This window comes from Bradyrhizobium sp. STM 3557, assembly GCF_045571465.1.
Lineage (GTDB): Bacteria > Pseudomonadota > Alphaproteobacteria > Rhizobiales > Xanthobacteraceae > Bradyrhizobium.
On the sequence record NZ_CP120697.1, the window covers coordinates 5,778,112 to 5,804,686 of the forward strand.

The window sequence follows — 26,575 nt, forward strand, 5'->3', positions numbered from 1 at the left end:
CTGTTAGCGTCAGCAATGCCCCCACCCGGATCGCATCTTCGATGCGATCCGACCTCCCCCGCAAGCGGGAGAGGTGAAGGCAGCCCGGGAATGCGCCGCCACGTATTGCTAGGGGGCGGCCTAGCCAGCCATCGCCTTCTCGATCGCGGCCAGCGCGGCATCGGCCTTCGTGCCGTCGGGGCCGCCGGCCTGAGCCATGTCGGGACGGCCGCCGCCGCCCTTGCCGCCCAGCGCCTCGGAGGCTGCGCGCACCAGCTCGACCGCGTTGAAGCGCGAGGTGAGATCGGCGGTGACGCCGACCACCGCGCCGGCCTTGCCGTCGGCGGACACGCCGACGATTGCGACGACGCCCGAGCCGACCTGCTTCTTGGCCTCGTCCGCAAGGCTCTTGAGATCCTTCATCTCGACGCCCGCGACCGCGCGCGCCATCAGCTTGACCCCGGCGACCTCGCGGATGCCGGAGTCAGCGCCGCCGGCACCTGCGCCGCCGCCCATCGCCAGCTTCTTGCGCGCGTCCGACAGCTCGCGCTCGAGCTTCTTGCGCTCCTCGAGCAGCGCCGTGATGCGGGCCGGCACGTCCTCGACCGTGGTACGCAGCTCGTTCGCAGCAGTCTTCGCCAGCGCGAGATTGTGGTTGACGAAAGCGCGCGCGCCGCGACCGGTCAGCGCCTCGATGCGGCGCACGCCGGAGGCCACTGCGCTCTCGGAGGTCACCGAGATCAGGCCGATATCGCCGGTGCGCTTGACGTGGGTGCCGCCGCAGAGCTCGACCGACCAGCCCATCGCATTGCTGCCATGGTCGCGCGCGGCATTGCCCATCGACACCACGCGGACCTCGTCGCCATATTTCTCGCCGAACAGCGCCCGCGCGCCGGCCTCGCGGGCATCGTCGAGCGCCATCAGCCGCGTGGTCACTTCGGCGTTCTCCAGCACGACGTCGTTGGCGATGTCCTCGACGCGGGCAAGCTCCTCGGCCGTGATCGGCTTCGGATGGGCGAAGTCGAAGCGCAGCCGGTCCGGCGAGACCAGCGAGCCGCGCTGGGCGATGTGATCGCCGAGCACCTGGCGCAGCGCCTCGTGCAGAAGATGCGTTGCCGAATGGTTGGAGCGGATCGCGCTACGCCTGCCGTGATCGACCTCGAGCTGCAGCGCGCTGCCGACCTTGAGCGTGCCCTGCTCCACTTGGCCCAGATGCACGAAGAGATCGCCGGCCTTCTTCTGGGTATCGGTGACCTTGAACCGGATGCCGTCGCCGGTGAGCACGCCGGTGTCGCCGACCTGGCCGCCGGATTCGCCATAGAACGGGGTCTGGTTCAGCACGATCGCGCCGGTGTCACCCGCCTTCAGGGTCTCGACCTCAGCGCCGTCCTTGACCAGGGCGGTCACGGCGCCTTCCGCGGTTTCGGTCTCGTAGCCAAGGAATTCGGTGGCGCCCAGCTTCTCGCGCAGCGGGAACCAGACGCTCTCGGTCGCGGCCTCGCCCGAACCGGCCCAGGCGGCGCGGGCTTTGGCGCGCTGCCGTTCCATCGCATCCGTAAAGGAGGCCTGGTCGACGCTGATGCCGCGAGACTTCAGCGCGTCCTGCGTGAGATCCAGCGGGAAGCCATAGGTGTCGTAGAGCGTAAACGCAGTGTCGCCGTCGAACATGTCGCCCTGCTTCAGCCCGGCCGCCTTCTCGTCCAGAATGGCAAGCCCGCGCTCCAGCGTCTTGCGGAAGCGGGTCTCCTCCAGGCGCAAGGTCTCCTTGATCAGGCTCTCGGCGCGGGTGAGTTCCGGATAGGCTGCGCCCATCTCGCGCACCAGCGCGCCAACCAGGCGGTGCATCAGCGGTTCGCGGGCGCCGAGCAGCTGCGCGTGGCGCATGGCGCGGCGCATGATCCGGCGCAGCACATAGCCGCGGCCTTCGTTGGACGGCAGCACGCCGTCGGAAATCAGGAAGGACGAGGCGCGAAGGTGGTCGGCGATGACGCGGAGCGACGCCTTCTGCGGCCCTTGCGGGTCGGCATTGGTGAGGTCGGCGATGGCGCGGATCAGCGCGACGAACAGGTCGATGTCGTAATTGTCGTGCTTGCCCTGCAGCACGGCGGCGACGCGCTCGAGACCCGCGCCGGTGTCGATCGACGGCTTCGGCAAATTGGTGCGGCTGCCGCCCTCATGCTGCTCGTACTGCATGAACACGAGGTTCCAGATCTCGATGAAGCGGTCGCCGTCCGCCTCCGGCGAGCCCGGCGGGCCGCCCCAGATCTTGTCGCCATGGTCGTAGAAGATCTCCGAGCACGGGCCGCAGGGGCCGGTGTCGCCCATCTGCCAGAAATTGTCCGAGCCGGCGATGCGGATGATGCGCGATTCCGGCAGGCCGGCGATCTTCTTCCAGAGCCCGAACGCCTCGTCGTCGTCGATATAGACGGTGGCGGTCAGCTTGTCCTTCGGCAGGCCGAACTCCTTCGTGACCAGCCTCCAGGCGAGCTCGATGGCGTTCTCCTTGAAGTAGTCGCCGAACGAGAAGTTGCCGAGCATCTCGAAGAAAGTGTGATGACGCGCGGTGTAGCCGACATTGTCGAGGTCGTTGTGCTTGCCACCCGCACGGACGCATTTCTGCGAGGTGGTGGCGCGGCTGTAGGGCCGCTTCTCGACGCCGGTGAAGACGTTCTTGAACTGCACCATGCCGGCATTGGTGAACATCAGCGTGGGGTCGTTGCGCGGCACGAGCGGCGAGGACGGCACGATCTCGTGGCCGTTCTCGGCGAAGAAATTGAGGAAGGTCGACCTGATCTCGTTGACGCCGCTCATAGCAATCCAATCGAAAATTAGCGCGGAATTGGGCCGAACGCTTTTAGACGAGGCTGGGCTTGCGTGTCCAGAAACTGTGCAGAGAGATCATGGGGTTGCTGCGGGGCTTTTAAAGCTGGTTGATAGGGCCGCGCGCGCGTTGACAGTTCACGTCACCTCGTGTTTTCTCCCTTCATCACGACCGCCGCGTCGGGAGAGATCGGCCTTTTCGCAGCTTTGCGGGAAGGCCGGCGCCGAAGGAGCAACCGCCCCGGAAACTCTCAGGCAAAAGGACCACGCGGCTGGAACGACATCTGGAAAGAGGCGCTGGCGGGCTTGGCCCGGAGTAGCGTCCGCCGACGGGATAATACTCTCAGGCACAGCGACAGATGGGGCTTCGATGGTGTCCCGGGAATGGTCCCGGGAACCGGCGAGGACCCCGCGATGCCTGCAACCGCCGCCCCTTCCACGCTGAAGCGAACCCCGCTCCACCAGCTCCATGTCAGCCTGGGCGGCAAGATGGTGCCGTTCGCCGGCTACGAGATGCCGGTGCAATATGCGCCTGGCGTGCTGAAGGAACATCTGCATACCCGGTCCGCGGCGGGTCTGTTCGATGTCTCCCACATGGGCCAGGTGGCATTGGTTCCGAAATCCGGCCACATCGAGGCTGCGGCGATCGCGCTCGAACATCTGGTACCGCAGGATATCGTCGGGATCGCGCCGGGCCGGCAGCGCTATGCGCAGTTCACCAACGAGGCCGGCGGCATCCTCGACGACCTGATGGTCTCGAATTTCGACGACCATCTGGTGCTGGTGGTCAATGCGGCCTGCAAGGAGGCCGACGAGGCCCTGCTCCGCGCCGGGCTGTCCGAGGTCTGCGAGATCAGGCCGCTGACCGACCGCGCGCTCCTGGCACTGCAGGGGTCGAAGGCGGCGTCTGTGCTGGCGAAGCTCTCGGCAGGCATCGAGGCGATGCGGTTCATGGACTCCGGCCCTCGCCAGGTCGCCGGGTTCGACTGCTACGTCTCGCGTTCCGGCTATACCGGCGAGGACGGCTTCGAGATCTCGGTTCCGGCCGCGCATGCCGAGCAGCTGTCAAAGCTGCTGCTCGCCGACAGCGATGTGCTGCCGATCGGCCTTGGCGCCCGCGACAGCCTGCGGCTCGAAGCCGGGCTTTGCCTTTACGGCCACGACATCGATGAGGCGACCACGCCGGTCGAGGCTGCACTGGAATGGTCGGTGCAGAAGACCCGCCGCGCTGGCGGCGCCCGCGCTGGCGGCTTTCCTGGTGCCGACAGGATTCTCGCCCAGTTCGATACCGGCGCCGCGCGCCGCCGGGTGGGCTTGCGGGCCGAGGGCCGCGCCCCGGTACGCGAGGGGGCGACACTGTTTGCCGATGCGAGCTCCACCGAGGCGATTGGCAAGGTCACCTCGGGCGGCTTCGGGCCGACCCTGAACGCGCCGGTCGCGATGGGCTATTTGCCGACCGCGCTGGCGGTCGTCGGCACACAGGTTTTCGCCGATGTGCGCGGCCAGCGGCTGCCGCTGCGCGTCGCCGCCATGCCGTTCGTTCCCAACACTTACAAACGCTGAATTTGCAAACGCTGAGGATGTCCATGACCACCACGCTCTACACATCAGACCATGAATGGCTCAGCATCGATGGCGATGTCGCCACCATCGGGATCACGGATTACGCACAGGCGCAGCTCGGCGATGTCGTGTTTGTGGAGTTGCCCAAGGTCGGCCGCACCCTGGCCAAAGCGGAAGCCGCCGCCGTGGTCGAGTCGGTGAAGGCAGCCTCCGACGTCTATGCGCCGATCTCCGGCGAAGTCATCGAGGTCAATCAGGCCATCGTCGACGAGCCGGCACTGGTCAACACCGACGCGGCCGGCAAGGCCTGGTTCTTCAAGATGAAGATCACGGACAAGAGCGAGCTCGGCGGGCTGATGGATGAGGCCGCCTACAAGGCGCACACCGCGTGATGCGATGAGAATGAACGCCGTCATGCCCCGCGCAGGCGGGGCATCCAGTAGCCGCAGGCGCCAGCGCTTGAACCGAGATGCCGCCGCGTACCGGATCGTCCGCCTTAGCCTGTCATCGGGCTCGCCGAAGGCGAGACCCGTTGGCGGACGATGACACCGAATTTGAATGATCCAGCGAGGCCCCCAATGAACGCGCCGTTCAAACCGATCGATGACGCCGCCACCAGCTTCGTCCGCCGCCATATCGGCCCTGCCCCGCGCGATGTCGCCGCGATGCTGGAGACGGTGGGCGCGAAAAGCCTGTCGGAGCTGGTCAGCCAGACGATGCCGGCAGCCATCCGCCAGGCGGCCCCGCTCGATCTTGGGCCTGCCTTGAGCGAGACCGAGGCGCTCGGCCACATGCGTGAGCTCGCCGCGCAGAATCGGGTGTTCACCTCGCTGATCGGCCAGGGCTATTCCGGCACCATCATGCCGGCTGTCATCCAGCGCAACGTCCTGGAGAACCCGGCCTGGTACACGGCGTATACGCCCTATCAGCCCGAGATCAGTCAGGGCCGGCTCGAGGCGCTGTTCAACTTCCAGACCATGATCTGCGATTTGACCGGGCTCGACGTCGCCAACGCCTCGCTGCTCGATGAAGGCACGGCGGCCGCGGAAGCGATGGCGCTCGCGGAGCGCTCGGCCAAGGCCAAGACCAAGGCGTTCTTGGTCGACAGGAACGTGCATCCGCAGACGCTCGCCGTGCTGCGTACCCGCGCCAAGCCGCTCGGCTGGAGCCTGATCGTCGGCGATCCCGCAACCGATCTCGATGCCGCCGATGTGTTCGGCGGCCTCCTGCAATACCCCGACACGACCGGGCGCTTGAGCGATCCGCGCGCCGCGATTGCCAAGCTGCACGACAAAGGCGCGCTCGCGATCCTCGCCGCCGATCTGCTGGCGCTGACCCTGATCGCCTCGCCGGGCGAGCTCGGCGCCGACATCGCGATCGGCTCGGCGCAGCGTTTTGGCGTGCCGATGGGCTATGGCGGCCCGCACGCGGCCTACATGGCCGTGCGCGATGCGCTGAAGCGATCGCTGCCCGGACGCATCGTCGGCCTCTCGGTCGATTCACGTGGCGCGCCCGCGTATCGCCTGGCGCTGCAGACCCGCGAGCAGCATATCCGTCGCGAGAAGGCGACGTCCAACATCTGCACCGCGCAGGTGCTGCTTGCTGTCATTGCCGCCATGTATGCGGTCTATCACGGTCCCGAAGGGCTCACGACGATCGCGCGCAACGTGCATCGTCGCGCCGCCGTGCTGGCCGCGGGTCTGCGCAAGCTCGGCTTCGCACCGGCCAGCGAGACCTTTTTCGACACCGTGTCGGTCGACGCCGGCGCCAGACGCGAGGACATCATCGCGCGGGCGCTCGCGGAGAAGATCAATCTCGGCCGCGGTGACCAGTGCTTGCGGATCGCGCTGGACGAGACCACGACGCCCGAGACCGTCGAGGCGGTGTGGCGCGCCTTCGGTGGCAAGCTCGCTTACGCGGCGGTGGAGACGGAAGCGCGCGAGGCGCTGCCATCTGAGCTGAAGCGGCAGAGCCGCTTCCTGACCCATCCGGTATTCCACGCGCATCGCTCGGAGACCGAGATGTTGCGCTATTTGCGCAAGCTCGCCGACCGTGATCTCGCGCTCGATCGCGCCATGATCCCGCTGGGATCCTGCACCATGAAGCTGAACGGGACCACCGAGATGATCCCCCTGACCTGGCCGGAATTTTCCTCGCTGCACCCGTTCGTGCCGCGCGACCAGGCCGCCGGCTATCATGCGATGTTCCGCAAGCTCGAGGACTGGCTGTGCAGGATCTCCGGTTATGACGCGGTGTCGCTGCAGCCGAATTCGGGCGCGCAGGGAGAATATGCCGGGCTGCTGGCGATCGAGGCCTATCATGCGGCGCGCGGGCAGGGCCATCGCAAGGTGTGCCTGATCCCCTCCTCCGCTCACGGCACCAATCCGGCGTCGGCCCAGATGGTCGGCATGGAGGTCGTGGTGGTCGCCTGCGATTCGCGCGGCGATGTCGATGTCGCCGACCTCAAGGCCAAGGCCGAGAAGCACGCCGACCGGCTCGCCGCAATCATGATCACCTATCCCTCGACGCATGGCGTGTTCGAGGAGCATATCGGCGAGATCTGCGAGATCGTGCATGCGCATGGCGGCCAGGTCTATCTCGACGGCGCCAATCTGAATGCGCAGGTTGGTCTCGCCAGGCCCGGCGACTACGGCGCTGATGTCAGCCACTTCAACCTGCACAAGACCTTCTGCATTCCGCATGGCGGCGGTGGCCCCGGCATGGGCCCGATCGGGGTGAAGGCGCATCTTGCGCCCTATCTGCCCGGCCATCCGTTGACGGATGACGGCGTGGCGCATGCCATCGGCCCGGTCTCGGCGGCTCCCTTCGGCTCCGCCTCGATCCTGACCATCTCCTACATCTACATGCTGCTGATGGGTGGCGACGGCCTCAAGCAGGCGACCGAGATCGCGATCCTCAATGCGAACTACATCGCAGCGCGACTGGAAGCGCACTACCCTGTGCTCTATCGCAACGTCCGCGGCCGTGTCGCCCATGAATGCATCGTCGATCCGCGCCCGCTGAAGCAGACGAGTGGCGTCACGGTCGACGACATCGCCAAGCGGCTGATCGACTACGGCTTCCATGCGCCGACCATGAGCTTCCCGGTGCCCGGCACCCTGATGATCGAACCGACCGAGTCGGAATCGAAGGCGGAGCTGGACCGCTTCTGCGATGCCATGATCGCGATCCGCAAGGAGATCGCCGAGGTCGAGCAAGGCCGCTTCAAGATCGAGGCCTCGCCGCTGCGCCATGCCCCGCACACCGTGCACGACATCGCCGACGACGATTGGTCTCGCGCCTATCGCCGCAGCGAAGGCTGCTTCCCGGCGGGCTCCTCGCGATCAGACAAATATTGGTGCCCCGTGGGTCGCGTCGACAATGTCTACGGAGACCGCAACCTGGTCTGCTCCTGCCCGCCGATGGCGGACTACGCGCAGGCGGCGGAGTAGCTCATCACGCATGTTCGATCGAGCGCCACGGCTCGCGGCACTCGATCACATCAGGCGCTTCAGAATCAGGCGCGATCAGCACCGTGCCCCAACGCCAGAGATTGGCGTTGGTCAATTCGGTGCCGCCCCACCAGCGGTGTATTGGATTGTGCCGGCTGAAATCCTCCTTGCCGGCGAGGATGGCCTTGCCGAGCGGCGTCAGCGACAGCGTACTTGCCTGGTAGCGATCGAACCGCTCGGGGTTGTCGTGCAGTTCGAGCGTGAACGGCCCTTCGGCAAGGCCGGCGATGGCTGGCACCGGCGCCAGGGCCAGACCATCCAGCAAGGCGCCTGCCTCCCAATAGTCGTACACACGCCTTTGAAAGCGCTCGCGAGCGTGGGGAAACAGATCGAATGGCTGTCGGTAGCCCGCCGACAGCAATTCGAGCATCCGCAGCTCCGACGCGCCAAGCCCCGTCATCGCGCCGGGCAGCTCCTCGAGCATCTCCTGTACGCAGCGGGGAAGCTGCGGCAGCGCGCTGAGATCCTGCTTCAACAGATCGAACCAAGCTTGCGGGGTCGGCGCCCGGAATGCCCGCCACGCCAGACCGGCAACATCGAGATGTTCACGCGTGAGCTGAACGCCGACAAACGTCCAGGTGGCGAGTTGTTTCGGCAGCGCGTCAAACAACGGCGTGTCGACGTACCGCAACACGATCTTCGTCGCCAATTCCGGAAAATCGCGCAAGGCGTCCAGCAGCCAGATCAGAACCAGCTGATCGTTCGGACGGTTGTCAATCCACAGCTCGACACGCTCGCAGCGCTCGACGATCTCGAGGAAACTTTGCCTCCGTCCCCCGATCGCGGCGATATTGCGATGAGAGACGTGATCCAGCCAATGCCATCCCTTCCGTTGCATTGTCCTGGGCGCGAGATAGGCCGACAGCTCTGCATGCGACGGTAGTGGTCCCCAAGCGAATCGATGGAGAATTGGGACCACAAGGTCGGCAAGACCACTTCGCCGAAGCGCGCCAGCGGCGGAATCGTCAGCCGTCAAGATCAACCGCGTCATGCTTTCCCCTCCGGAAGACTGGCACTCTCGCCCATCGAAATTCGCGGCGGAGTCTGCCCGAAAGGCACCGAGGATTTCGGCCCTGCATAGGCACGCGCAAACAGGCACTCTGGACGCCCGCAAGTCAACGTCCAGGCGCGCCCGCTATCGTCGTAAGGCTTATTCTTCGGCCGGCTCTTCGCCGTCGGCATCGCGCTCGGCGGCGCCGGCCAGGATTTGCTCGGCGATCAGGCCGGAGTTCTGGCGGATCGCGGTCTCGATCTTGGCGGTCATGTCGGGATTGGCACGCAGGAAGGCCTTTGAGTTCTCGCGCCCCTGCCCAAGCCGCTGGCTGTCATAGGAGAACCAGGCACCGGACTTCTCGACGATCCCAGCCTTGACGCCGAGATCGAGGATCTCGCCCATCTTGGAGACGCCCTCACCATACATGATGTCGAACTCGACCTGCTTGAACGGCGGCGCCAGCTTGTTCTTCACCACTTTGACGCGGGTGGTGTTGCCGATCACCTCGTCGCGCTCCTTGATCGCACCGATGCGGCGGATGTCGAGACGGACCGAGGCGTAGAACTTCAGCGCGTTGCCGCCCGTCGTCGTCTCGGGCGAGCCGTACATCACACCGATCTTCATGCGGATCTGGTTGATGAAGATCACCATCGTGTTCGACTTGTTGATCGAAGCGGTCAGCTTGCGCAGAGCTTGGCTCATCAACCGCGCCTGCAGGCCGGGCAGCGACTCGCCCATCTCGCCTTCGAGCTCGGCCTTCGGCACCAGCGCAGCGACCGAGTCCACCACCAGCACATCGACCGCGCCCGAGCGCACCAGCGTGTCGCAGATCTCCAGCGCCTGCTCGCCGGTGTCAGGCTGCGAGATCAGGAGTTCGTCGATGTTGACGCCAAGCTTGCGGGCATAGACGGGATCGAGCGCGTGCTCGGCGTCGATGAAGGCGCAGATGCCGCCCTTCTTTTGCGCTTCCGCCACGGTATGCAGCGCCAGCGTGGTCTTGCCTGAGGATTCCGGCCCGTAGATCTCGACGATGCGGCCTTTCGGCAGGCCGCCGACGCCGAGCGCGATGTCGAGCCCAAGCGATCCGGTCGACACCGTCTCGATGTCCATCGAGCGGTCGTTCTTGCCGAGCTTCATCACCGAGCCCTTGCCGAACTGGCGCTCGATCTGGGACAGGGCTGCGGACAGCGCCTTACTCTTATCCATGGAAGAACCTTCGACGATGCGCAGGGCGGTGGCGGACATAGGCGCTCCTTATGGCGGGGATTCGCGTGACGGACAAACGGTTAACGAGAACGGGGCCGATCAATCTTGGGGAGCAATGTACCCGATCTGTTCCACGTTCGCAATATGTTCTTTACGCAATCGGAGGTACAGTTCTTATGAGCCCCGATGTCCTAAGTTGATCTGAGGAGTGTCCTCATTCGATTTTGACGCTAGATTGGTTCCCGTTGACGACTGATCTTCAGCTTGAACAATTTTGGGGTAGATCATGAAATCACTTTTCAAAGTCACCTTGGCTCTGATCATTTTAGCCTCTTCGGTGTCGACGCACGCACAGACACAGGGCCCTGCAAAGAAACCGGGCGCTCAGAAAACTCAGCAAAGAATGCATGACGGCTGCCACAGCAGGGCGGCCATGATGTCTGGCAAACCTTGCCGCTGAAGGCGGTTGACCTTTAGAGATTGCGAGAGGCCGCCTCAGTTGGCGGCCTCTTTCTTTGGGCGAAGCGCCTATGTGCACGCGTGCGCGCCATGCGGACGGCGAGCGGGATCACGCCGAGCGACACGATGACAATGACGAGCGAGAGCCAGCCCACTCGACGGTCCCAGGCGACCGGGCATCGTAACACGCCTCCGACAAGCCCGCCGATCCTGCGGGAAAGAGATCCTGCGGAAAAGAAGAATGTGCCGGCCTTATGCGCGGCCACATTCGGCCATCGCCAGCACATCAGACTTGGATTGACTCCCGTCCGGGTTCCTTCAGATTGTATCGCGAGAAAATTCAACACACGCAAACGGGGTGGGAGGAAGCATGAGGACGCGCGTCTTGGTGTCGGCCGTGGCCTGCGGTCTGGCGTTGTCGTTGGGCGGGTGTTTTGAGGGGCCTGCCGGCCCGCCGGGCACGAAGGGCGAGCAAGGCCCGGCAGGGCCTGCCGGCATTGCAGGTCCGATAGGACCGGAAGGAAAGCAGGGCCCCGCAGGACCGGAAGGAAAGCAGGGTCCCCCCGGCCCCGAAGGCAAGCAAGGCCTCGCGGGCGCGCAAGGCGCGCCGGGAGCACAAGGTCCCGCCGGTCCCCCTGGCCCCCCTGGCCCTGCCGGTCCGCCTGGCCCGCCCGGCCCCGCCGGCAAGGACGCCAGCGTGTCCGATGCTGCCGCGCTGTCCACGGCCACCGCGCCGATCCGTTTCATCACCCAGTCCAACGGGCCCGGCGGCCAGGTCTGCAAGCTCAAATGCGCCGAGGGTGAACTCATCATGGCGGCGGTCTGCAACAATCACCGGCCGCCACAGAGCGCCGCGACTGGGGGCGAGATCATCGCAAGCTATGTCGGACCTGACGCCGCGACCTGCACCTCGCAGGCACCGATGGAGGACGCCTGCGCGGCGATCTGCGTAAAGCCATAGGCAGGTCATTCACGGCTGTGCAGCAGCGCATCGCTGCTGCTCAGCCGAGTGCTTCAATGCTCTCCATTCCGCTATCAGGACGCGTGCAGCAGGAAGCGACCATCTCTCTGTGGCGGCCCGTCGGCCCAACCGAGCTCGCGCTGATTCGCGAGAGTGGCATGAGGGCGTTTCCGCCGCGACTGCCTGATCAGCCGATCTTCTATCCGGTGCTGAGCGAGGATTACGCCGTGACGATCGCACGGGATTGGAATGTCCCCGCCAGCGGCGCCGGTTATGTGACGCGCTTTCAGGTGAAGCAGAGATTCCTTGCCCGCTCCCAGGTGCAGGAAGCCAGCGGCCACGCGCATCTCGAATATTGGATCCCGGCGGACGCGCTGGACGACTTCAATGCAGCGATTGTCGGTCCCATCGAGGTCGCGAGGAGCTTTTCCTGATCGCGAAAAAGTTCCATCACAATCCGTTGTTCTCCTGGCAAGAACGAAGTTCCGGGCAGGCTTCTGCTTTTGTTCGGCACGCGATGCGTGGAATGAACCGCTTCACCATCGCACGTTGTACCTGCCAGCCGAGCTGAACAGATTTCAAGGCTGATCATGGTTAGCGGATAGTGATGCACCGGCACGCTCGCAGTCGCACACGATCGCATATTGCGTCGGCAGGAAGGCGCTAGTTCTTGTCCGCCTTGGCGCGCGCGCCGCGCAGGAAACCGGAACCGCCGCCGACCTGATGACGATCCGATGACGGGGCACGATCGAAATAGCCTTCTGCAAGGCCCTGCAGCCACATCACGAGCACCACGATGACAGGTGAGGCGAGCGCGAACATCTGCCAATTGGTCATGATCGAGGCTCCTGTCATTCGTTCGAAACGCTCTACTCTTCCAGTCCGCCCAAGGTGCGATGTGCCAGATAACGTAGGACCGCGCCTAGCACGAGGCAAATGCCAAATCCGATGATCCGCGTCAGGTCGCCGGATTGCGGCTGCGACGTTCCGTAGATAATGGTCCAGAACGGCGTCAGGAAGCCGGCGACCAGCACCGCGATGGAAAAGTTATTGTACCAGGTCGCCAGCAGCTTCTTGCGTTCGTTACGAACCGTCTGATTCACCGCCGTCCCCGCTTCCATCCGCCGCATCCCAATGACACGAGGACGACGGCTCTGACAACGGCCGCGCGCTAGAGCGTTTTCAAGCGAAGTGGACACCGGTTCGCGTCAAGAAAACGCGTCAAAACAAAAACCTAGAGCCCCGTTCCGATTCAGTCGGAACGGGGAAGGCTCTAGCGCTCACGAAGTCCCCAAAGCATCATGGCGACCCCGATCAGCGCGGGAATTCCGATCGGCGCCAGGAAGAACGGAATCATCCACGCGTCGAGCTCGGGCCCGCGACATTGCCGGCCGAAAACCGGGATCAGCGAGCAGTTCGCCTGCGCCCACACGATCGTCAGCAGATAGAACAGTGCCGCCAGCAGGCAGCCGATGTTGAGGATGGTGTCGATGACCTTGTACATCAGGCCGCCTCGGCACGGCTCGGCGAAGAACCATCATTGCGGCCGCCGGGATGGAGGATCGCCTTGGTCCCGGCAATCCCGCCCCGCCCCCTTCTATCTACATCCATTGTAATAAACTTTTGGTTGAGGTATAAGGTTAGGGTTGTGGGCGAGCAGTCGTCCGCTGAAGCGAGACCATCGAGCGACTGTGGACGTCGAATAGGCTAATCGGACAAGCCATGGATCGGACGACCTGAAAACGTCGGACGATCCAAAATGTGCCAGCGCGAGCAGGACATCAGGTCGGCCGTGCCCCGGCGCGGCCTCCTGGTTAACGACCGTCATCGTAGGCGCTGGGCCCTGAAATCCATCCGCGCCGAAAGAAAGCCCCGGATCTGCGCCCGGGGCTTTTGACGTTTGGCCGGTGCCGCAGGCCCGCGCCTCCACCCTGCCGTCCCGCAGCAGAAAAAGTGCCCTGGCACCGCGGCGTCGTGGAACGGTAATCCCCGCAGTGCATAGTCAGTCCATGAAGAAAGACGACGTGATCTGCCCAGCCTGCAAGGCCGGCTTTCGCAGGATCGAGCTGTTGTCGCGGAGCGGACGCGCGCGTGACGTGCGTTGCCCGCTATGCAACGCGCTGCTCGAAGTCATCGACGGTTCGACCGAGGTCGCCTACCGCCTCACGGTCGCGCCCGAAAGGCTGTTCGAATAGCACGAGCCGAAGATCCGCTGGGATCGTGACAATTCCGATGCCGCCGCTCCCATCCGAGCCCGATCAGCCTCGGGTACGGCGGCCGTCTCCCGTCACGAAAACGTCGCGCCGCAGGAGCCTGCAATCTGCAATCGGCATCGATCGGCCGCCATTAAATCCGTGCGCAAGAAGAGCGGCTGGCCCGATCGCGGGCGCGCGGCGACGGGAACCAAATACAACTTTCAATTGAATTTCGACCGTAGTTTCCCGGAATTGATCTGAGGGCCGCCTCTGCGCTTCCATCCGGCCCCAGTTTAGTAAAAACCCAGCGGCCTGGGGCGGTCAGGGCTCACGGTTTTGCAATGCCGCTCTATTTTTTTCGTATCCGCAACGGTCGTTTTTCAGGCGCGTCCGAATACGGGACAGAATGCGCCGATCGTGATGCCGCCTGGAAAGAGATGACCACCGTCTGCGCCGATATGGCCGGCAGCATCTCGCGCAAACTGGCGGAAAACTCCGAATGGCAGATGGAGCTGCTCGACGAAGCCCGTCAGCCGGTCTTCCGCATCCGGATCGTGGCCGAATCGCTCGATAGCGCCTGAGCTGCCAATATCCTGCCTCGTGCCGTTCATGGCCCCTTCCCCCGGGGCCGCGCCAGCGCCGCATTGCGAAGGACAGCGCGTGCAAAAATTGATCGAGATCAATACGCGCGCCGCAGTCCTGGCTGACACTGGAGGCGCATGGGTAACAATCTCCTCTTCAAATGTCCCCGTACCGGAATGAACGTGCAGCACTGGCTGAACGAGGCTGTCGAAGGCGAATCCGTCTCCACTTATGAGACCGTCGTGTGCAAGGCGTGCACGCGGCTGCATTTCATCAACCGGCAGACACGCAAGCTGCTGGGCGAGCAGGACGAGCAGGAAAGCAGCGAAGGCTAGATCGGGCCTATGCCGCCATCGCAGACGGGTCAGTTCAATCCGCGCTGCGCAGCCGGCGCATTGTGAATTCGATCGCCCCGTCCGGCAGTTCCCGCCAGCTCTCAACCGCGCTCATGTAGCCCGCTTTGGGATAGCGGGTGAAATAGTCGCGCGCCCTTGCCCGCGCGTCCTCGCGCGGCAAGGTGAAGGTCTCGCGCACATAACCGTCTGGAGCGCCGCCCTGTTGGCGCCGGGCCGCCATCCGGCTGGCCAGATCCCGCGGGCGAAAGGCTGAACCGCCGCCCATGTGCAGACTCCGAACACGTTGCAACCCAGCCAATATGGCCCTGGGCTGCCGTGAATCCGAGTCCGAAAACGCGGAAATCAGTTGGTGTTGGCGGTCGCCTTTGGTTTCTTCGTCGCTGTCGTCTTCACGGCCGGCGTCTTCGGCGCGTCGGTGGTGGTCCGGACGCCGCCCCAGGGATCGGACGAGGTCTTCGCGTCAGGGATCTTCCTCAACGTTTCCTTGTAGGCCTTGTCCCGCGCCTCGTCGGCCTCCTTTTCCTCAGGCGTCTTGCCCGGCTGGTCGGCCATCAGATTGATGTTCGGCATCTGCGCGTGGGACGGCATCGACGGCACCGCCCATCCCGCCAGCAGCGCGATCATCATCGCCACGCTCGTCTTCTTCATCGCATTAGCTCTCCCGATATCGGCCGCTTTATAGCATCGCCGACGCAGCCGCCAAGACTTGGTGCAACCGCCCGCAAGCATCGGTCCGAGGACCTTCACGGAAACGATGAGAAACAACCGGCGCAGCATTGCACCTTGTTGCCCGACGGCCTGGCATCTTAGGCAGCCATATCAGGCGTTTTCAAGCCACACCGCTGCGGCGTCCTTGCTCGGCCTATGGGTTCAGGCTTAGCTCGGCAAGAAACGTTGGAGGTCTCTACGATCATGACGGTCCCAGGATTGGACTTCACCATCGATGACGCGCGTCGCATTCTTGATGATGTCTTCGCGCCTTGGATCAAGGATCTCGCGCTCCGGATCGAGAGCATCACAGATACCGCAGACCCCTATCCGACCGCACTGCTGCGCATGCCGTTTTCGGAGCGGCTGTGTCGCGACAATGGCGTCGTCTGCGGGCAGGCGTTGATGGCCTTCGCCGACACCGCGATGGTCATTGCGATGGTGGCGGCCAACCGCGGCTACCGGCCGATGACGACGGTCGATCAGACCACCCATTTCATGCGGGCGGTCGCCTCCTCCGACGTGCTGGCCGATGCGCAGGTGGTCCGGCTCGGGCGCACCATGAGCTTCGGGCGGGTGACGCTGTCGGCTGCCAGCGACGGGAAGCCGATCGCCATGGTCTCGAGCGCCTTTGCGATGTTGTGAGGCCGTCCGCGCCCGCATCGTTAACGGTCAGTGAGTCCGTTGCCGCGAAATCGCGGCGCGCGCTTCATTCGAACGAAACCAGTTCCGTTATAGTTGTTACATTGCTTTTGAGGCGAAGCGGACGACATCCGGGATCATCGGGTGGCCTGTGATGAGTGAAACGACAAGCAACAAACGGATCGCACCCCGGCACCGGGTGCTCAAGCAAGGCAGGCTGGCTTTCGACGGCGGCGGCGCGGTGGATTGCATGGTGCGCAATCTCTCCGACGCCGGCGCGCGCCTCGAGGTGGTCACGCCGGTCGGTCTGCCGGAGAATTTCACGCTCGTGATTCCCGCCGACAAGTTCACCCGCCGCTGTCACGCGGTGTGGAGTCACGACAAGCGAATCGGCGTCGCCTTCGACAACTAGGTTCGAGCGAATCGCCACCGCCATATCACGACCGAGAACAGCAGCAGCACAAACAACGCGACGAGGGTTTCGCCGGCCAGACGGCCGCCGGGGCGGTCGATCGTGCGCGACCAGAGCGACGGCGCCTCACCGTCGCGCGCCAGCCGGAACGCCACCACGCTGTCGCCGAGCGTGGTGCCGGCCTCGGAGTGGCCGCCGGCCGCGATCACGACATATTGCTCGCCGTGCCACTGGTAAGTCATCGGATTGGCCACACCCGGCACCGGCAGCCGCCCCTGCCACAGCTCAGTGCCCGAGGCCGCGTCGAACGCGCGCAAGTAAGCATCCATCGCGCCGGTGAAGACGAGACCTCCTGCAGTGACGGCGACGCCGTTGACGAGCGGCGTGCCCCATTTGAAGGCGAGCCCGAACGGCGCGCGATCCTCCGACGTGCCGACCGTCGATCGCCACAGGATGCGGCCGGCTTTGAGGTCGACGGCGACCATCTCACCCCAGGGCGGCGCATTGCAGAGCAGGCCCAGTTTCGACATCGCCACGGCACGCGTCATCGCGAACGGCGCACCGCGTTGCGGCCCGAAATCCACGCCGCGTGGCGGCGCCATGGTGTCGGCCTCGGCCCGCGGGATCAGCCTGATGATGTGAATGGCGCGGGTGACGTTGGCATAGACGATCCGGTGGACCGGATCGAACGCCACCCCGCCCCAGTTCACCCCGCCGCCGGTCATCGGATAAAGCAGCGTGCCTTGCGTCGACGGCGGCGTGTAGAGCCCATCATTGCGCAGGGGCGCAAGCTGCGCCTCGCATGACGAGTTGCCGATCAACGGCAGCTTGAACAGGTCGTCCCGTGCGAAACGCTGGGGCAGCAGCGGCGGCACGTGGGTCGGAAAGGGCTGCGTCGGCGACAGCTGCTCACCTTCGGCGGCGCCCTGCGGCACGGGCCGCTCCTCGACCGGCCAGACTGGCTTGCCGGTGTCACGATCGAGCACGAACAGAAAACCCTGCTTGGTCGGCTGGATCACGACATCGCGCTCGCCCGCGCCGGTGTCGATGCGCGCCAGGGTCGGCTGCGCCGGCAGATCATAGTCCCAGACGTCATGGTGCACCGTCTGGAACGACCAGGCGAGCGCGCCGGTCTCGATATGAAGCGCAACCACCGAATCGGCATGGTCGTTGTTGCCGGGCCGCCCGCCGCCGAAGAAATCCGGGCTCGGCGAGGAGGTCGGCAGGAACACCAGTCCGCTCGCCTCGTCCACCGACATCGGCGCCCAGACATTGGCATGACCGGCGGTGATGCCGTCGTGAACGAGCGGATCGAAGCTCCAGCGCAGCGCGCCGGTGCGCGCATCGAAGCCGCGCACCGTGCCGTAGGGCGCCTCGACACTTCTGTTGTCGGCGATCGACGAGCCGACCACGACGACGCCGTGGCCCACGACCGGCGCCGAGGTGATCTGGAATTCGCCCGGCCATTGCAGCGTCCTTTCAATCTCGACCTTCACCTGGCCTTGCGCGCCGAACCCCTCACACGGCTCGCCGGTGCGCGCATCGAGCGCGATCAGGCGCGCGTCATTGGTGCCGGTGAAGATCCGGCTGCGACAGGCTGCATCCGGCGGGGCAGACTCGTCGGTCCAATGGGCGACGCCGCGGCAGGCGTAACGGTTGGCCGGACGCTGGCTGTCGCTGAGCTTCGGGTCGAAGCGCCATTTCTGCGCGCCGGTGCGCGGATCGAGCGCGATCACCTCGTTGAACGGAGTGCAGAAGATCAGGCTGTTCTCGACCAGCAGCGGCGTCGCCTCGAACTTGATGCGGCCTCCGACCGCCGCGATGCGATGATCGAGATCGCCGGTGCGATAGGTCCAGGCGTGCACCAGGCGGTCGACATTGGCGGGCGTGATCTGGTTCAGCGGCGAGAACCTGGTGCCGCCGGCATCGCCGCCCCAATGCTCCCAGGCTTGGTCTGAGCCTTGATCTGAGCCTTGGTCCGAGCCTCGCGCCAGCGCGGCATGGGCGGACGCGACGATCACGGCCATGGCAACCAGCCACGCCGTTCCCAGTCGAGCCGCCGCAGGCCAGGGACATCGTCGTTCCGATACGATCAACATGGTCGCCTCTTGTCGCGGGAGCCTGGATCGAAGGGATAGTCAGGCCATGAGCGAAACGCGCGCGGCCGCGGCCCGTCCATCGGCTTGGGACGGACGGCTGAGCCGATGGGACGAACCGATCGGCGTCAGGACGAGCGGCGCTGGAGCTGGGAGAGGCGGAGGACGAGCCTCGATGCTGCCGCTATCGCCACGCGACCGGGATGACAGTCGGCGGCACCGCCAAACATATTGGTGGACTGTTCGGGCGGGTTATTTGGGCTTGGCCTTGTCCGGCTGGCTCGGACGCGCAACGCCCCAGGGATCGTATTTCTGCTTGGGCTCGGGAATGCGGTCGAGCGCCGCCTTGTAGGCCTTCTCGTCCACCTGCGGCTTTTTGGGCTCAGAGCCCTTCTCGGCGCCCTGATGATGCCGGCCACCAGCTCCGCCCATCTGCGCCTGCGCCGGCGCAGCAACAAGCACGACCATTGCCGCGACCGCGAGCCAGCTGCGCATTGCCTTCCATCTCCTGCTTCGGGCAGGACGAATGTATCGCGCGCGGCCCGCACGGCAATCGGTTATTTGCCGTGCAGCTTCGGCAGTTGTTGATGCGCGGCAACACAGGGCAACAGACCCGCGCCGCAAGCCGACGATGGCCGATTTCGCCGGTCAGTAGCCGCGACGCCCGGAATAGTTGCCGACCGGCCCGCGGCCATAGCCGCCACCATAGCCGCCACCGCCACCAAGGCCGCCGATCCCGATGCCGATCCCGACGGGCGGTAGGGGTAGCGGCATCGGGGGTCCGTAGTCGCGCGTTGGCGGATCGTAGACGACATCATCGCCTGCATCGCGGACGCGCGGTGAGCGGCTTGCGTGCTTCGGCGGAGCATCGTCGTGCTTCCTGGCCGGCTTGTCGTCACCTTTCTTCGGCAGTTCAGCCTTCTTTGGCGTGTCGACTCTCTTGATCGGCAGCGGCGCCGGCGCGCACGGACAGGTCGGGCCGACCGCGACATTGGTCGGCAGAGCAACAGGCCTGGCCACCGCAGACGCGAGCACGGGACGATAGCGCAGCCGGTCGATCAGCTTTCGAGCGGTCGGCGTCAGGTCGCTATCCGGATAGACGCCCAGAAAAGCCTGGTAGGACGCGACCGTGTTGATCTGCACCGCTTCGTTCCACGCCGCCATGCGCAGGTGCAGTGCCAGCCAGGTGCGCGCCTCGGCCCCATAAGGCGGCTCCGCGTACAGTGCGACAAAGGCCTGATACGCCTCGAGGCTGCCGTCGTTGACGATGATATCGTGCGCGGGTTCGACCGGCATGCCCTGCAATGTGCGCGTCCACTCCGCGACGCTGCGCTTGACGGCGACCGGCGTCGGGCCGGCATTCGCGTTGGCCACGCTTGCGTTGATGCTGGTGACACCTGCATTGCTGCTGGCCACATTCGTATTGGCGCTGGCCACAATCGCGTCGCTGGCGGGAATGAAACGGAAATCCTCGGTCAACGAGGAGGAATCCCACGGCGTCTGGCGGCCCGCGGTGGCCTTGTTGACGGCGAGGCGCACCCGCTTGAACGCTGCCTCGATCGGCAGGCCCGGCTCCCGCGCAGCAGCGAGCAGCGCGGCCGTGTAGGGACTGTTGGTCCCGTTGCCATCCTCGGCGCCTGCGCCGGGCGAGGTCGAATAGGACAGGAAGGTGCCGGGCGCGCCGCTCTTGGCATCGACCAAGGCAAGACCGCGGCCGATCGTCCCGCTCAGCGCCGGAAACGGATTGTTGCGGCAGGCGTCGAGCAACAGGATGCGCATCCGGCTCGGCACCGAATTCAACGTGTTGAGAAGATCGTTGAGCCGCACCGCCTGCAGCGGGATGTCGGCCTCGCGCTGCACGTCGATATCGACCGGCAACAGATAGTTCTCGCCATCGACCTGCAGCCCGTGACCGGCATAGAACAGCAGCGCCACCGTGTCAGGTCCTTTGGCCGCGATCTTGGCTGCGAAGTCGCTGATCTGCCTGTTCATCTCCTTTTGCGACAGGTCGGCAGCATTGGTCACATCGAAACCGGAGTCGGCCAGCAATTGCGTAACCGCCTTGGCGTCGTTGACCGGGTTCGGCAGGGCGACCACAGCACGGTAGGACGATTGCCCGATCACCAGCGCTAATCGGCTTTCGGCGCGCGCCACGCTGGACGTCGCGAGCAGTCCGAGGACGAGCCACGCGGCGCAAAGAACGTGACGGACCATGGCGATCTCCCCTGCATCGAGCTCCGCTGGTTGGTCGGCGCCGGGCCGATGCGGGTTCACCGCTGATGCAACAGTCAGAAACAATTCCATGCAGTCGCGGGCATCCACAGCCCGCTTCACATCAGCGAGAGTTGATCGCGCAGCGCACAATTCCACCGTGATCACAGCTAGTCTGCGGCCGGTACTCGAGGGGGGCGAATGGCGCGCGTCGACCGTCGCATGATCTTGGTTGGCGGCATGGTCTTGACGCTGGCAGGATTGGCGCTGGCAGGATGCGGCATCGCCGACAGCCGCTCGCCTGTGCCGGATTTCATGCGCGCCAGGGAAGCGGATCCGCCGCCTCCGGAGACCGCACCCGACGTCGGCACGCTGGTCAGCAAGGAGCTCGACCTTATCTTCCTGCCGAGCTCATACCCGCGTGACGTGCGCGTCTCGCCGCCGCATCACGATCTCCGCAGCGATGCCTGGATCGCGTGCGTGCGTGCTGAACTTACCTCGGCAACCGGAACGCCGCTGGGATCGCAGACCTACCGCGTCACCATCGCGAAGGGCGAGATTGCCGATCGACGCCGCGTCGAGCATGAGGACAACTGCGCCTCCGAGCACTACACGCCGGTCGCGGCTACGAAGTAGCGTGACGGGCCGGTTTCGTTCAGTTCGGTCGATTTAGTTCAGGAAACCGACACCCCTGACTGAATTCGGGCAGCAAACCGGATTGCGGTACCGCTAATGCAGGGCTCACGCCACAATCGTTAGCACGAGCCTAATTCGCGTTTGATCTCGGAGAATCACGAGAACGCGCAAATTTAACGAATGCCCGGCACCATTGCAGGGATCAGAGGATACACGTCCGCGGGACCCCGCTCTTCATGAACGTCCATCTTGTCGGCGACGATGCAACAAAGCTCAGGGCGCTGCGCGGCATGCTGGAGAAGCACTGCACGCTTACGTCGGAGATGCTCGGCGACGCACGGATCACAGGCCGCGGAATCGACGCCGTCGTGATCGCCGCCGATCTGCGCGCGGTCGACAACATCACCGCGCTGAAGGAGGTCTCGGATCAGCTCGCACGTGTTCCGAAGCGGATCTTCCTCACCAACCACAAGTCCCGCCTCTCGACGGTGCAAGCCTACGCGCTCGGCGCGACCAGCGTGCTGTCGAGCACGCCGAGCCGCAATCAGCTCCTGAACAAGCTCTTGGACCGGCGGCCTTCCTCGGTCGCGCCGAGCCTCACGCAGGACGGCGGACGCGGAGCCGCCTTTGCCGGCGCCGCCTGCATCGCATCGATGTTCGGCGCCGTGCTCGGCGAGACCGAGATCGACATCGAATATACGCGGCGCGCGGGCCGGCGCATCGCCGATACAGTCGCGGAGTACGGCCTGTCGGACTGGCTCGCGACCGTGCGCCGCCATCACGAAGGCACCTATCAGCACTGCCTGCTGGTCACCGGCGTCACCGTCGATTTCGGACTGAGCCTCGGCGTCCCCAATCAGGATCTCGAGCGGCTCTACATGGCCGCGATGTTTCATGACATCGGCAAGGCGCGAATCCCGCTGACCATCCTCGACAAGCCGGGCCGGCTCGACACCGACGAGCGCGCGCTGGTGGAAACCCACCCCGTCTCCGGCTTCAACGCGCTCAAGAACAATCCCGCGATCAACGCCGAGATTCTCGATGCCGTCCGGCATCATCATGAATTTCTCGACGGCAGCGGCTATCCGGACGCGCTGTGCGCCGAGAGCATTCCCGACCTAACGCGGATCCTGACGATCTCCGACATCTTCGCAGCCCTGATCGAATATCGCAGCTACAAGCCGGTGATGCCGCGGGAGCGGGCCTACGAGATTCTGCAGGGCATGGTGGGAAAGCTGGAGAAGCCGCTGGTCGGCGCCTTCCGCGAGGTCGCATTGACGCGCTAGATGCTGAATGCCGCGTTAACGCGGCCGTTCATATTGCGCGTCCGGCTCAAGCCTCTGTTGCCGTCTTTCCGCTAACGTGCACCGCATGGCGCCCACTGAGCGCGCACCCCGGGGAATGGCAGCAGTGACCGATATCAGCGAGCGAGCGCTCGTCCGTGCCGCGTCCGATGGCGACGCCGCGCCGCGGCACACCTTTGGCCGAGGCACAACAGCGATGCCGCTCGCCGCTGTTCCGGCCGGCGACTGGTGCGCACTTGCACAGCGCACCCTGGAGCCGAACGGCTACTATCTGCCCGATTGGGAATTGGCCGTGAATGCGTCGGCGCGCGGCCGCACCGGCGTCGCAGCGCTCTATGCCTATGATGATGCGCCCTCGCCTGCGCTGATCGGCCTGATGCCGGTCATATCGCTGTGGCGGACCTACAAGCTACCCCTGCCCGCGCTGGTCAGCGGTCACCCCTACGGAACGCTCTGCACGCCCCTGCTCGACAGCGAAAAATCGGACGCGGCCGCGACGCGGCTTTTGCAGGCCGCACGCAGCTCCGGCGCGCATGCGCTGGTGCTGCGTGACGTTGCCCTCGATGGCGTGACGATGGGTGCGATCGCGACCGCGCTCGGACGCGACGGGCTCCGGCTGCGCGTGTTGCACTGCTACGAACGCGCCTGCCTCGACGCGACACGCGACGGCGATGAGGTGCTGCAGAATGCCCTTGGCGCCAAGAAGCTGAAGGAATTGCGTCGGCAGCGGCACCGGCTCGCCGAGCATGGCACAGTCGACTTCGCAGTGGCACGCAGCCCGACTGATGTCGCAGCCGCGCTGGAGACGTTCCTTAGCCTGGAAGCCAGCGGCTGGAAGGGCCGCCGCGGCACCGCGCTAATCCAGCATGACGGCGACGCCGCCTTCATCCGCCGCGCCACGGCTGCGCTCGCCGCGACCAATCAATGCGAGATCGTGACGTTGCGCGCCGGCGATACCGCAATCGCCGCCGGCGTCGTGCTGCGTCATCAAGGCCGCGCCTTCTTCTTCAAGCTCGGCGTCGACGAACGTTTCGCGAAATATTCGCCGGGTGTGCAGCTCACGCTGGATCTCACCCGCCATCTCTGCGCCGATCCAGCCATCACCTCGGCCGATTCCACCGCAGGGCCCGACCATCCGATGATCAACCCGATCTGGCGCGGCCGCTTTGCGATCGGCGACGTGCTGATCCCGCTTTATGGGCGTGATCCCATGGTGGAGCTGATCGACACGGCGCTGCGTGCGCGCCGCTCCGCGCTCGATCTCATCAGGCGCGGCGTGCATGCCGCGCGCAAACTTCGTAAGACCTGAGCGCTGTTATTCCGCCGCCTCGGCGTTGATCTCGGCCGAGACCTGCCGGATCGCGCGCGCCAGCATCTGCGGGTCCTGCGCGCCGGAGACGGCATATTTCTGCGCGAACACATAAGTCGGCACGCCGGAGATGCCCTTGTCTGCGGCTTCCTGCGCCCGCGCGGACACCAGCGCGACGTCCTCGTCGGTGGCGAGGCGGCGGCGCACGTCCTCCGCATCGAGCCCGCAATCGGCGGCCGCCTGCACCAGCACGTTGATGTCGGTGAGATCGCCGCCGTCGCGGAAATACAATTCCATCAGCCGCTGCTTCATCTCCGCGGCCTTGCCGATCGCCTCCGCCCAGTGGATCAGCCGGTGGCAATCGATGGTATTAGGTTGGCGCGCGACGCGCTCGGGACGATAGCTCAAGCCTTCCTGCTCGGCGGCAGCGACCACGCGTCCTGCGATGCCCTTATAGGCCTCGACCGAGCCGAACTTGGTGGTGAGATAGTCCTCGCGGCTGATGCCCTCGCGCGGCACCCAGGGATTGAGGAAGAACGGCCGCCAATGCACCTCGACCGGCACGTCCGTGACCTGCTTCAGCGCCTCCTCGATCCGGTGCTTGCCGATGTAGCACCAGGGGCAGACGACGTCGGAGACGATGTCGATGGTCAGCGGTTTCAGGGCGCTCATGGCGTTTCCTCGCTTGGAATGTTCCGCCCAAGATAAGCCCTGCGAAGCCGGGCACAAGCGCCCTCAGAGCCGCGCTGCCATCTCCTTCAGCCGTGTCGCGGTCAGTTCGTCCGCAGGAAAGAAGGTCTCCAGCGCCAGTTCCGACAGGGTGATATCGACCGGCGTGCCGAACACCATCGTCGTGGAGAAGAAGCTCAGCACCTCGCCGCCATGTCGCAGCTTGAACGGAATGGCGACATTGTCCGGCGGCAGCGGCCCTGATCGCGCCGGGATCGGATAGGATTTCAGGTCTTGATAGAGCCCCAGCAGTTCGGGGTCGGCCGTGGCCTCGCACTGCCGGTGCAGCCGCTCCAGCAAATGCCCGCACCATTCGGCGAGATTGACCGTGCGCGGCGCAAGGCCTTCGGGATGAAAGGCGAGCCTGAGAATGTTGAAGGGCTGGCCCAGCAGCCGCTGCGGGAGGCCTTCGAGGATCGGGGCCACCATGCGGTTGGCCGACACCAGATTCCAATGACGGTCATAGGCCAGCGCCGGATTCGGCTCATGCGCCTTGAGCACCAAATTGATCGCCTCACGTGCTGCGGCCAGCGCGGGATCGTCGAGCGAGCGCTGCGGGAAAGCGGGCGCGTAGCCGGCTGCGACCAAGAGCACGTTGCGTTCACGCAAGGGCACCTCCAATCGTTCCGCTAGCCTCAGCACCATCTCGCGCGATGGCGAGGCGCGGCCGGTCTCGACGAAACTCAGATGCCGCGCCGAGACCTCGGCGTCGACGGCAAGATCGAGCTGGCTCAGATGCCGCCGCTGGCGCCATTGCCGCAAGTGCTCGCCGACATGGACCGGTCTGGCGCGGTCGGCCCGCGCAATGGATGTAGGTGCGTTCATGGCCGAAAACCTATCACGCGGATGTCAGTCACTCCATGACCTCCAAGGTAATCGAATTGCACCACGAGCCGGATCAAGGTCGGGCGCACAGGAGATGAGCTCCTGCATCCGCTTGAATGTAGCTCGCAACCGAAGGAGACCCGCCATGAACGCCACGATCCGCTCTTCGCAATTTCTGCGCCGCGCTCTCGCCGCCGATGCCGTCTTCAGCGGCATCGCAGCCGTGCTGCTGACGGCGGATGCCGGAATGCTTGCGCCGCTGCTGCAATTGCCCGAGGCGCTGCTGCGCGAGACCGGCCTTTTCCTGATCGCCTACACGGCATTCGTCGGCTGGCTCGCCACCAGGACGGTCGCACCGAAAGCCTTGGTGATGCTGGTGATCGCCGGCAATGCGGCCTGGACGGTCGGCAGCCTGGCGCTGCTGTTCTCAGGTGCGGTGTCGCCGAACCTGCTCGGCGAGGCCTTCGTGGTGGCGCAGGCGATCGCAACGGGCGTCTTCGCCGAGCTGCAATATATCGGGCTGCGCCGCAGCGACAGTGCGGTCGTCGCATAAGCGCGATCGATGCGAGCCGTCGCGTGGGCTTGCCCGCGCGACGGTGATTATTACTGAACGGCTTCCGACCGCCGGAAGCGCTCGCCGATGCCGAGCATCACGCCATTGGCGTTGGCGATGCCGAGCTCGAGGCTGGCGGCAATGCGCCTGGCGCGCTCGACGAAATGCGCCTCTGCTTCCGGCGGGCAGGTCTCGCGCGCGGTCTGCTCGAACAATTCGAGCCAGCGATCGAAATGCGCGGCATCGACCGGAAGCGGCGCGTGCTTGACCATCGGCGTGCCGTGATAACGTCCGGTCATCAGGGCCACCGACGACCAGAATGCACACATCTGCTTTAGGTGCGGCCCCCAATCCTGGATGCGCGCGTCGAACACCGGCCCGAGCACGGCATCGGCCCGTACCTTGTCGTAGAACGCATGCACCAGACGCTCGATCATGGCCTCCGTGATCCCGGTCCGCGCTACGATCTCGGCTGTGATCCGCGCGCGGCGCTCGTCGCCTTCCATTGCTGTCTCCGAAATAA

General features: G+C 65.1%; 28 protein-coding genes and 1 riboswitch. Of the genes, 14 read left to right on the forward strand and 14 right to left on the reverse strand.

Features of this window, described 5'->3' with window-relative positions; translation table 11 throughout:
• Nucleotides 1-120 precede the first annotated feature (120 nt).
• Nucleotides 121-2,790 carry an alanine--tRNA ligase gene (alaS, locus tag P6U24_RS26715; RefSeq protein ID WP_407155440.1) on the reverse strand — a complete coding sequence of 890 codons (2,670 nt, stop codon included), beginning with the start codon at nucleotides 2,788-2,790 and terminating at the stop codon, nucleotides 121-123.
• A 179-nt stretch (nucleotides 2,791-2,969) separates the two neighbouring features.
• Nucleotides 2,970-3,076, forward strand: a riboswitch (glycine riboswitch).
• A gap of 137 nt (nucleotides 3,077-3,213) precedes the next feature.
• Between alaS and gcvT the strand changes: the two genes are divergently transcribed.
• From gcvT to gcvP, 3 genes are all read left to right on the forward strand, one after another.
• A complete protein-coding gene (gene gcvT, locus P6U24_RS26720; RefSeq protein WP_407155441.1) occupies nucleotides 3,214-4,362 on the forward strand; it encodes a glycine cleavage system aminomethyltransferase GcvT in 1,149 nt (382 codons plus the stop codon).
• A 23-nt stretch (nucleotides 4,363-4,385) separates the two neighbouring features.
• A complete protein-coding gene (gcvH, locus tag P6U24_RS26725; protein ID WP_407155442.1) occupies nucleotides 4,386-4,754 on the forward strand; it encodes a glycine cleavage system protein GcvH in 369 nt (122 codons plus the stop codon).
• A gap of 186 nt (nucleotides 4,755-4,940) precedes the next feature.
• The gene (gene gcvP / locus P6U24_RS26730; protein WP_407155443.1) at nucleotides 4,941-7,814 is read left to right on the forward strand and encodes an aminomethyl-transferring glycine dehydrogenase; all 2,874 of its coding nucleotides are present in this window, start codon (nucleotides 4,941-4,943) and stop codon (nucleotides 7,812-7,814) included.
• 4 nt (nucleotides 7,815-7,818) lie between these two features.
• Here gcvP and P6U24_RS26735 read toward each other — a convergent pair whose 3' ends face one another.
• Nucleotides 7,819-8,865 carry a DUF1835 domain-containing protein gene (locus P6U24_RS26735; RefSeq protein WP_407155444.1) on the reverse strand — a complete coding sequence of 349 codons (1,047 nt, stop codon included), beginning with the start codon at nucleotides 8,863-8,865 and terminating at the stop codon, nucleotides 7,819-7,821.
• Between the two features lie 159 nt (nucleotides 8,866-9,024).
• Nucleotides 9,025-10,113 carry a recombinase RecA gene (recA, locus tag P6U24_RS26740; RefSeq protein ID WP_407155445.1) on the reverse strand — a complete coding sequence of 363 codons (1,089 nt, stop codon included), beginning with the start codon at nucleotides 10,111-10,113 and terminating at the stop codon, nucleotides 9,025-9,027.
• 1,117 nt (nucleotides 10,114-11,230) lie between these two features.
• On the opposite strand from recA, the gene P6U24_RS26745 reads away from it, so the two are divergent.
• Nucleotides 11,231-11,494 carry a hypothetical protein gene (locus P6U24_RS26745; protein WP_407155446.1) on the forward strand — a complete coding sequence of 88 codons (264 nt, stop codon included), beginning with the start codon at nucleotides 11,231-11,233 and terminating at the stop codon, nucleotides 11,492-11,494.
• Nucleotides 11,495-11,550: 56 nt separating this feature from the next.
• Nucleotides 11,551-11,928 (forward strand): ADP-ribosylation/crystallin J1, encoded by a 378-nt coding sequence (locus tag P6U24_RS26750; protein ID WP_407155447.1) that lies wholly within the window; start codon nucleotides 11,551-11,553, stop codon nucleotides 11,926-11,928.
• A gap of 229 nt (nucleotides 11,929-12,157) precedes the next feature.
• Here the strand turns inward: P6U24_RS26750 and P6U24_RS26755 are convergent, their stop codons facing one another.
• From P6U24_RS26755 to P6U24_RS26765, 3 genes are all read right to left on the reverse strand, one after another.
• Entirely contained in the window at nucleotides 12,158-12,331 is a 174-nt protein-coding gene (locus P6U24_RS26755; protein ID WP_407155448.1) for a hypothetical protein, read from the reverse strand.
• A gap of 32 nt (nucleotides 12,332-12,363) precedes the next feature.
• A complete protein-coding gene (locus tag P6U24_RS26760) occupies nucleotides 12,364-12,615 on the reverse strand; it encodes a hypothetical protein (RefSeq protein ID WP_407155449.1) in 252 nt (83 codons plus the stop codon).
• 152 nt (nucleotides 12,616-12,767) lie between these two features.
• On the reverse strand, nucleotides 12,768-12,998 hold the full coding sequence (locus tag P6U24_RS26765) for a hypothetical protein (RefSeq protein WP_407155450.1): 231 nt from the start codon (nucleotides 12,996-12,998) through the stop codon (nucleotides 12,768-12,770).
• A 505-nt stretch (nucleotides 12,999-13,503) separates the two neighbouring features.
• Here P6U24_RS26765 and P6U24_RS26770 point away from each other — a divergent pair.
• The 3 genes from P6U24_RS26770 to P6U24_RS26780 all read left to right on the forward strand — a co-directional run bounded on the left by P6U24_RS26770 (nucleotide 13,504) and on the right by P6U24_RS26780 (nucleotide 14,606).
• Nucleotides 13,504-13,689, forward strand: a complete 186-nt coding sequence (locus P6U24_RS26770) for a hypothetical protein (RefSeq protein ID WP_407155451.1) — start codon at nucleotides 13,504-13,506, stop codon at nucleotides 13,687-13,689.
• Nucleotides 13,690-14,030: 341 nt separating this feature from the next.
• Complete coding sequence (locus P6U24_RS26775; protein WP_407155452.1) at nucleotides 14,031-14,270, forward strand: DUF6894 family protein; 240 nt, start codon at nucleotides 14,031-14,033, stop codon at nucleotides 14,268-14,270.
• A 138-nt stretch (nucleotides 14,271-14,408) separates the two neighbouring features.
• Entirely contained in the window at nucleotides 14,409-14,606 is a 198-nt protein-coding gene (locus tag P6U24_RS26780) for a hypothetical protein (RefSeq protein WP_407155453.1), read from the forward strand.
• Between the two features lie 34 nt (nucleotides 14,607-14,640).
• On the opposite strand, the gene P6U24_RS26785 is transcribed toward P6U24_RS26780, so the two are convergent.
• Nucleotides 14,641-14,892 (reverse strand): hypothetical protein, encoded by a 252-nt coding sequence (locus P6U24_RS26785; RefSeq protein ID WP_407155454.1) that lies wholly within the window; start codon nucleotides 14,890-14,892, stop codon nucleotides 14,641-14,643.
• Nucleotides 14,893-14,969: 77 nt separating this feature from the next.
• Nucleotides 14,970-15,275, reverse strand: a complete 306-nt coding sequence (locus tag P6U24_RS26790) for a hypothetical protein (protein WP_407155455.1) — start codon at nucleotides 15,273-15,275, stop codon at nucleotides 14,970-14,972.
• Nucleotides 15,276-15,539: 264 nt separating this feature from the next.
• Between P6U24_RS26790 and P6U24_RS26795 the strand changes: the two genes are divergently transcribed.
• Both P6U24_RS26795 and P6U24_RS26800 read left to right on the forward strand, forming a co-directional pair.
• A complete protein-coding gene (locus P6U24_RS26795; RefSeq protein ID WP_407155456.1) occupies nucleotides 15,540-15,980 on the forward strand; it encodes a PaaI family thioesterase in 441 nt (146 codons plus the stop codon).
• A 151-nt stretch (nucleotides 15,981-16,131) separates the two neighbouring features.
• The gene (locus P6U24_RS26800; RefSeq protein ID WP_407155457.1) at nucleotides 16,132-16,389 is read left to right on the forward strand and encodes a PilZ domain-containing protein; all 258 of its coding nucleotides are present in this window, start codon (nucleotides 16,132-16,134) and stop codon (nucleotides 16,387-16,389) included.
• On the opposite strand, the gene P6U24_RS26805 is transcribed toward P6U24_RS26800, so the two are convergent.
• The 3 genes from P6U24_RS26805 to P6U24_RS26815 form a co-directional block, all read right to left on the reverse strand.
• Nucleotides 16,386-18,416: a pyrroloquinoline quinone-dependent dehydrogenase gene (locus tag P6U24_RS26805; RefSeq protein ID WP_407155458.1), complete on the reverse strand. Its 2,031-nt coding sequence runs from the start codon at nucleotides 18,414-18,416 to the stop codon at nucleotides 16,386-16,388. The genes P6U24_RS26800 and P6U24_RS26805 overlap by 4 nt on opposite strands.
• Nucleotides 18,417-18,737: 321 nt before the next feature.
• Nucleotides 18,738-18,980, reverse strand: coding sequence for a hypothetical protein (locus P6U24_RS26810; protein ID WP_407155459.1), 243 nt, complete (start codon nucleotides 18,978-18,980; stop codon nucleotides 18,738-18,740).
• Between the two features lie 153 nt (nucleotides 18,981-19,133).
• A complete protein-coding gene (locus P6U24_RS26815) occupies nucleotides 19,134-20,699 on the reverse strand; it encodes a caspase family protein (RefSeq protein WP_407160595.1) in 1,566 nt (521 codons plus the stop codon).
• Nucleotides 20,700-20,897: 198 nt separating this feature from the next.
• Here P6U24_RS26815 and P6U24_RS26820 point away from each other — a divergent pair, with 198 nt between their 5' ends.
• The 3 genes from P6U24_RS26820 to P6U24_RS26830 all read left to right on the forward strand — a co-directional run bounded on the left by P6U24_RS26820 (nucleotide 20,898) and on the right by P6U24_RS26830 (nucleotide 23,945).
• Nucleotides 20,898-21,332 carry a hypothetical protein gene (locus P6U24_RS26820; RefSeq protein ID WP_407155460.1) on the forward strand — a complete coding sequence of 145 codons (435 nt, stop codon included), beginning with the start codon at nucleotides 20,898-20,900 and terminating at the stop codon, nucleotides 21,330-21,332.
• A 236-nt stretch (nucleotides 21,333-21,568) separates the two neighbouring features.
• Entirely contained in the window at nucleotides 21,569-22,618 is a 1,050-nt protein-coding gene (locus P6U24_RS26825) for an HD-GYP domain-containing protein (protein WP_407155461.1), read from the forward strand.
• Nucleotides 22,619-22,742: 124 nt separating this feature from the next.
• Nucleotides 22,743-23,945, forward strand: a complete 1,203-nt coding sequence (locus P6U24_RS26830) for a GNAT family N-acetyltransferase (RefSeq protein ID WP_407155462.1) — start codon at nucleotides 22,743-22,745, stop codon at nucleotides 23,943-23,945.
• 6 nt (nucleotides 23,946-23,951) lie between these two features.
• On the opposite strand, the gene P6U24_RS26835 is transcribed toward P6U24_RS26830, so the two are convergent.
• Together P6U24_RS26835 and P6U24_RS26840 are read right to left on the reverse strand one after the other, a co-directional pair.
• Complete coding sequence (locus P6U24_RS26835; protein WP_407155463.1) at nucleotides 23,952-24,617, reverse strand: DsbA family oxidoreductase; 666 nt, start codon at nucleotides 24,615-24,617, stop codon at nucleotides 23,952-23,954.
• 63 nt (nucleotides 24,618-24,680) lie between these two features.
• Nucleotides 24,681-25,499, reverse strand: a complete 819-nt coding sequence (locus P6U24_RS26840; protein ID WP_407155464.1) for a helix-turn-helix domain-containing protein — start codon at nucleotides 25,497-25,499, stop codon at nucleotides 24,681-24,683.
• A 145-nt stretch (nucleotides 25,500-25,644) separates the two neighbouring features.
• Here P6U24_RS26840 and P6U24_RS26845 point away from each other — a divergent pair, with 145 nt between their 5' ends.
• A complete protein-coding gene (locus P6U24_RS26845; RefSeq protein ID WP_407155465.1) occupies nucleotides 25,645-26,052 on the forward strand; it encodes a hypothetical protein in 408 nt (135 codons plus the stop codon).
• A 50-nt stretch (nucleotides 26,053-26,102) separates the two neighbouring features.
• Here the strand turns inward: P6U24_RS26845 and P6U24_RS26850 are convergent, their stop codons facing one another.
• The gene (locus tag P6U24_RS26850; protein WP_407155466.1) at nucleotides 26,103-26,558 is read right to left on the reverse strand and encodes a group III truncated hemoglobin; all 456 of its coding nucleotides are present in this window, start codon (nucleotides 26,556-26,558) and stop codon (nucleotides 26,103-26,105) included.
• Nucleotides 26,559-26,575 lie beyond the last annotated feature (17 nt).

Coding starts and splice junctions, on each gene's coding strand:
- alaS (WP_407155440.1), bottom strand. CDS start 2,790: ATGAGCGGCGTCAACGAGATCAGGTCGACCTTCCTCAATTTCTTCGCC.
- gcvT (WP_407155441.1), top strand. CDS start 3,214: ATGCCTGCAACCGCCGCCCCTTCCACGCTGAAGCGAACCCCGCTCCAC.
- gcvH (WP_407155442.1), top strand. CDS start 4,386: ATGACCACCACGCTCTACACATCAGACCATGAATGGCTCAGCATCGAT.
- gcvP (WP_407155443.1), top strand. CDS start 4,941: ATGAACGCGCCGTTCAAACCGATCGATGACGCCGCCACCAGCTTCGTC.
- P6U24_RS26735 (WP_407155444.1), bottom strand. CDS start 8,865: ATGACGCGGTTGATCTTGACGGCTGACGATTCCGCCGCTGGCGCGCTT.
- recA (WP_407155445.1), bottom strand. CDS start 10,113: ATGTCCGCCACCGCCCTGCGCATCGTCGAAGGTTCTTCCATGGATAAG.
- P6U24_RS26750 (WP_407155447.1), top strand. CDS start 11,551: ATGCTCTCCATTCCGCTATCAGGACGCGTGCAGCAGGAAGCGACCATC.
- P6U24_RS26755 (WP_407155448.1), bottom strand. CDS start 12,331: ATGACCAATTGGCAGATGTTCGCGCTCGCCTCACCTGTCATCGTGGTG.
- P6U24_RS26760 (WP_407155449.1), bottom strand. CDS start 12,615: ATGGAAGCGGGGACGGCGGTGAATCAGACGGTTCGTAACGAACGCAAG.
- P6U24_RS26765 (WP_407155450.1), bottom strand. CDS start 12,998: ATGTACAAGGTCATCGACACCATCCTCAACATCGGCTGCCTGCTGGCG.
- P6U24_RS26770 (WP_407155451.1), top strand. CDS start 13,504: ATGAAGAAAGACGACGTGATCTGCCCAGCCTGCAAGGCCGGCTTTCGC.
- P6U24_RS26775 (WP_407155452.1), top strand. CDS start 14,031: ATGCCGCTCTATTTTTTTCGTATCCGCAACGGTCGTTTTTCAGGCGCG.
- P6U24_RS26780 (WP_407155453.1), top strand. CDS start 14,409: ATGGGTAACAATCTCCTCTTCAAATGTCCCCGTACCGGAATGAACGTG.
- P6U24_RS26785 (WP_407155454.1), bottom strand. CDS start 14,892: ATGGGCGGCGGTTCAGCCTTTCGCCCGCGGGATCTGGCCAGCCGGATG.
- P6U24_RS26790 (WP_407155455.1), bottom strand. CDS start 15,275: ATGAAGAAGACGAGCGTGGCGATGATGATCGCGCTGCTGGCGGGATGG.
- P6U24_RS26795 (WP_407155456.1), top strand. CDS start 15,540: ATGACGGTCCCAGGATTGGACTTCACCATCGATGACGCGCGTCGCATT.
- P6U24_RS26800 (WP_407155457.1), top strand. CDS start 16,132: ATGAGTGAAACGACAAGCAACAAACGGATCGCACCCCGGCACCGGGTG.
- P6U24_RS26805 (WP_407155458.1), bottom strand. CDS start 18,416: ATGGCCGTGATCGTCGCGTCCGCCCATGCCGCGCTGGCGCGAGGCTCG.
- P6U24_RS26810 (WP_407155459.1), bottom strand. CDS start 18,980: ATGCGCAGCTGGCTCGCGGTCGCGGCAATGGTCGTGCTTGTTGCTGCG.
- P6U24_RS26815 (WP_407160595.1), bottom strand. CDS start 20,699: ATGGTCCGTCACGTTCTTTGCGCCGCGTGGCTCGTCCTCGGACTGCTC.
- P6U24_RS26820 (WP_407155460.1), top strand. CDS start 20,898: ATGGCGCGCGTCGACCGTCGCATGATCTTGGTTGGCGGCATGGTCTTG.
- P6U24_RS26825 (WP_407155461.1), top strand. CDS start 21,569: ATGAACGTCCATCTTGTCGGCGACGATGCAACAAAGCTCAGGGCGCTG.
- P6U24_RS26835 (WP_407155463.1), bottom strand. CDS start 24,617: ATGAGCGCCCTGAAACCGCTGACCATCGACATCGTCTCCGACGTCGTC.
- P6U24_RS26840 (WP_407155464.1), bottom strand. CDS start 25,499: ATGAACGCACCTACATCCATTGCGCGGGCCGACCGCGCCAGACCGGTC.
- P6U24_RS26845 (WP_407155465.1), top strand. CDS start 25,645: ATGAACGCCACGATCCGCTCTTCGCAATTTCTGCGCCGCGCTCTCGCC.
- P6U24_RS26850 (WP_407155466.1), bottom strand. CDS start 26,558: ATGGAAGGCGACGAGCGCCGCGCGCGGATCACAGCCGAGATCGTAGCG.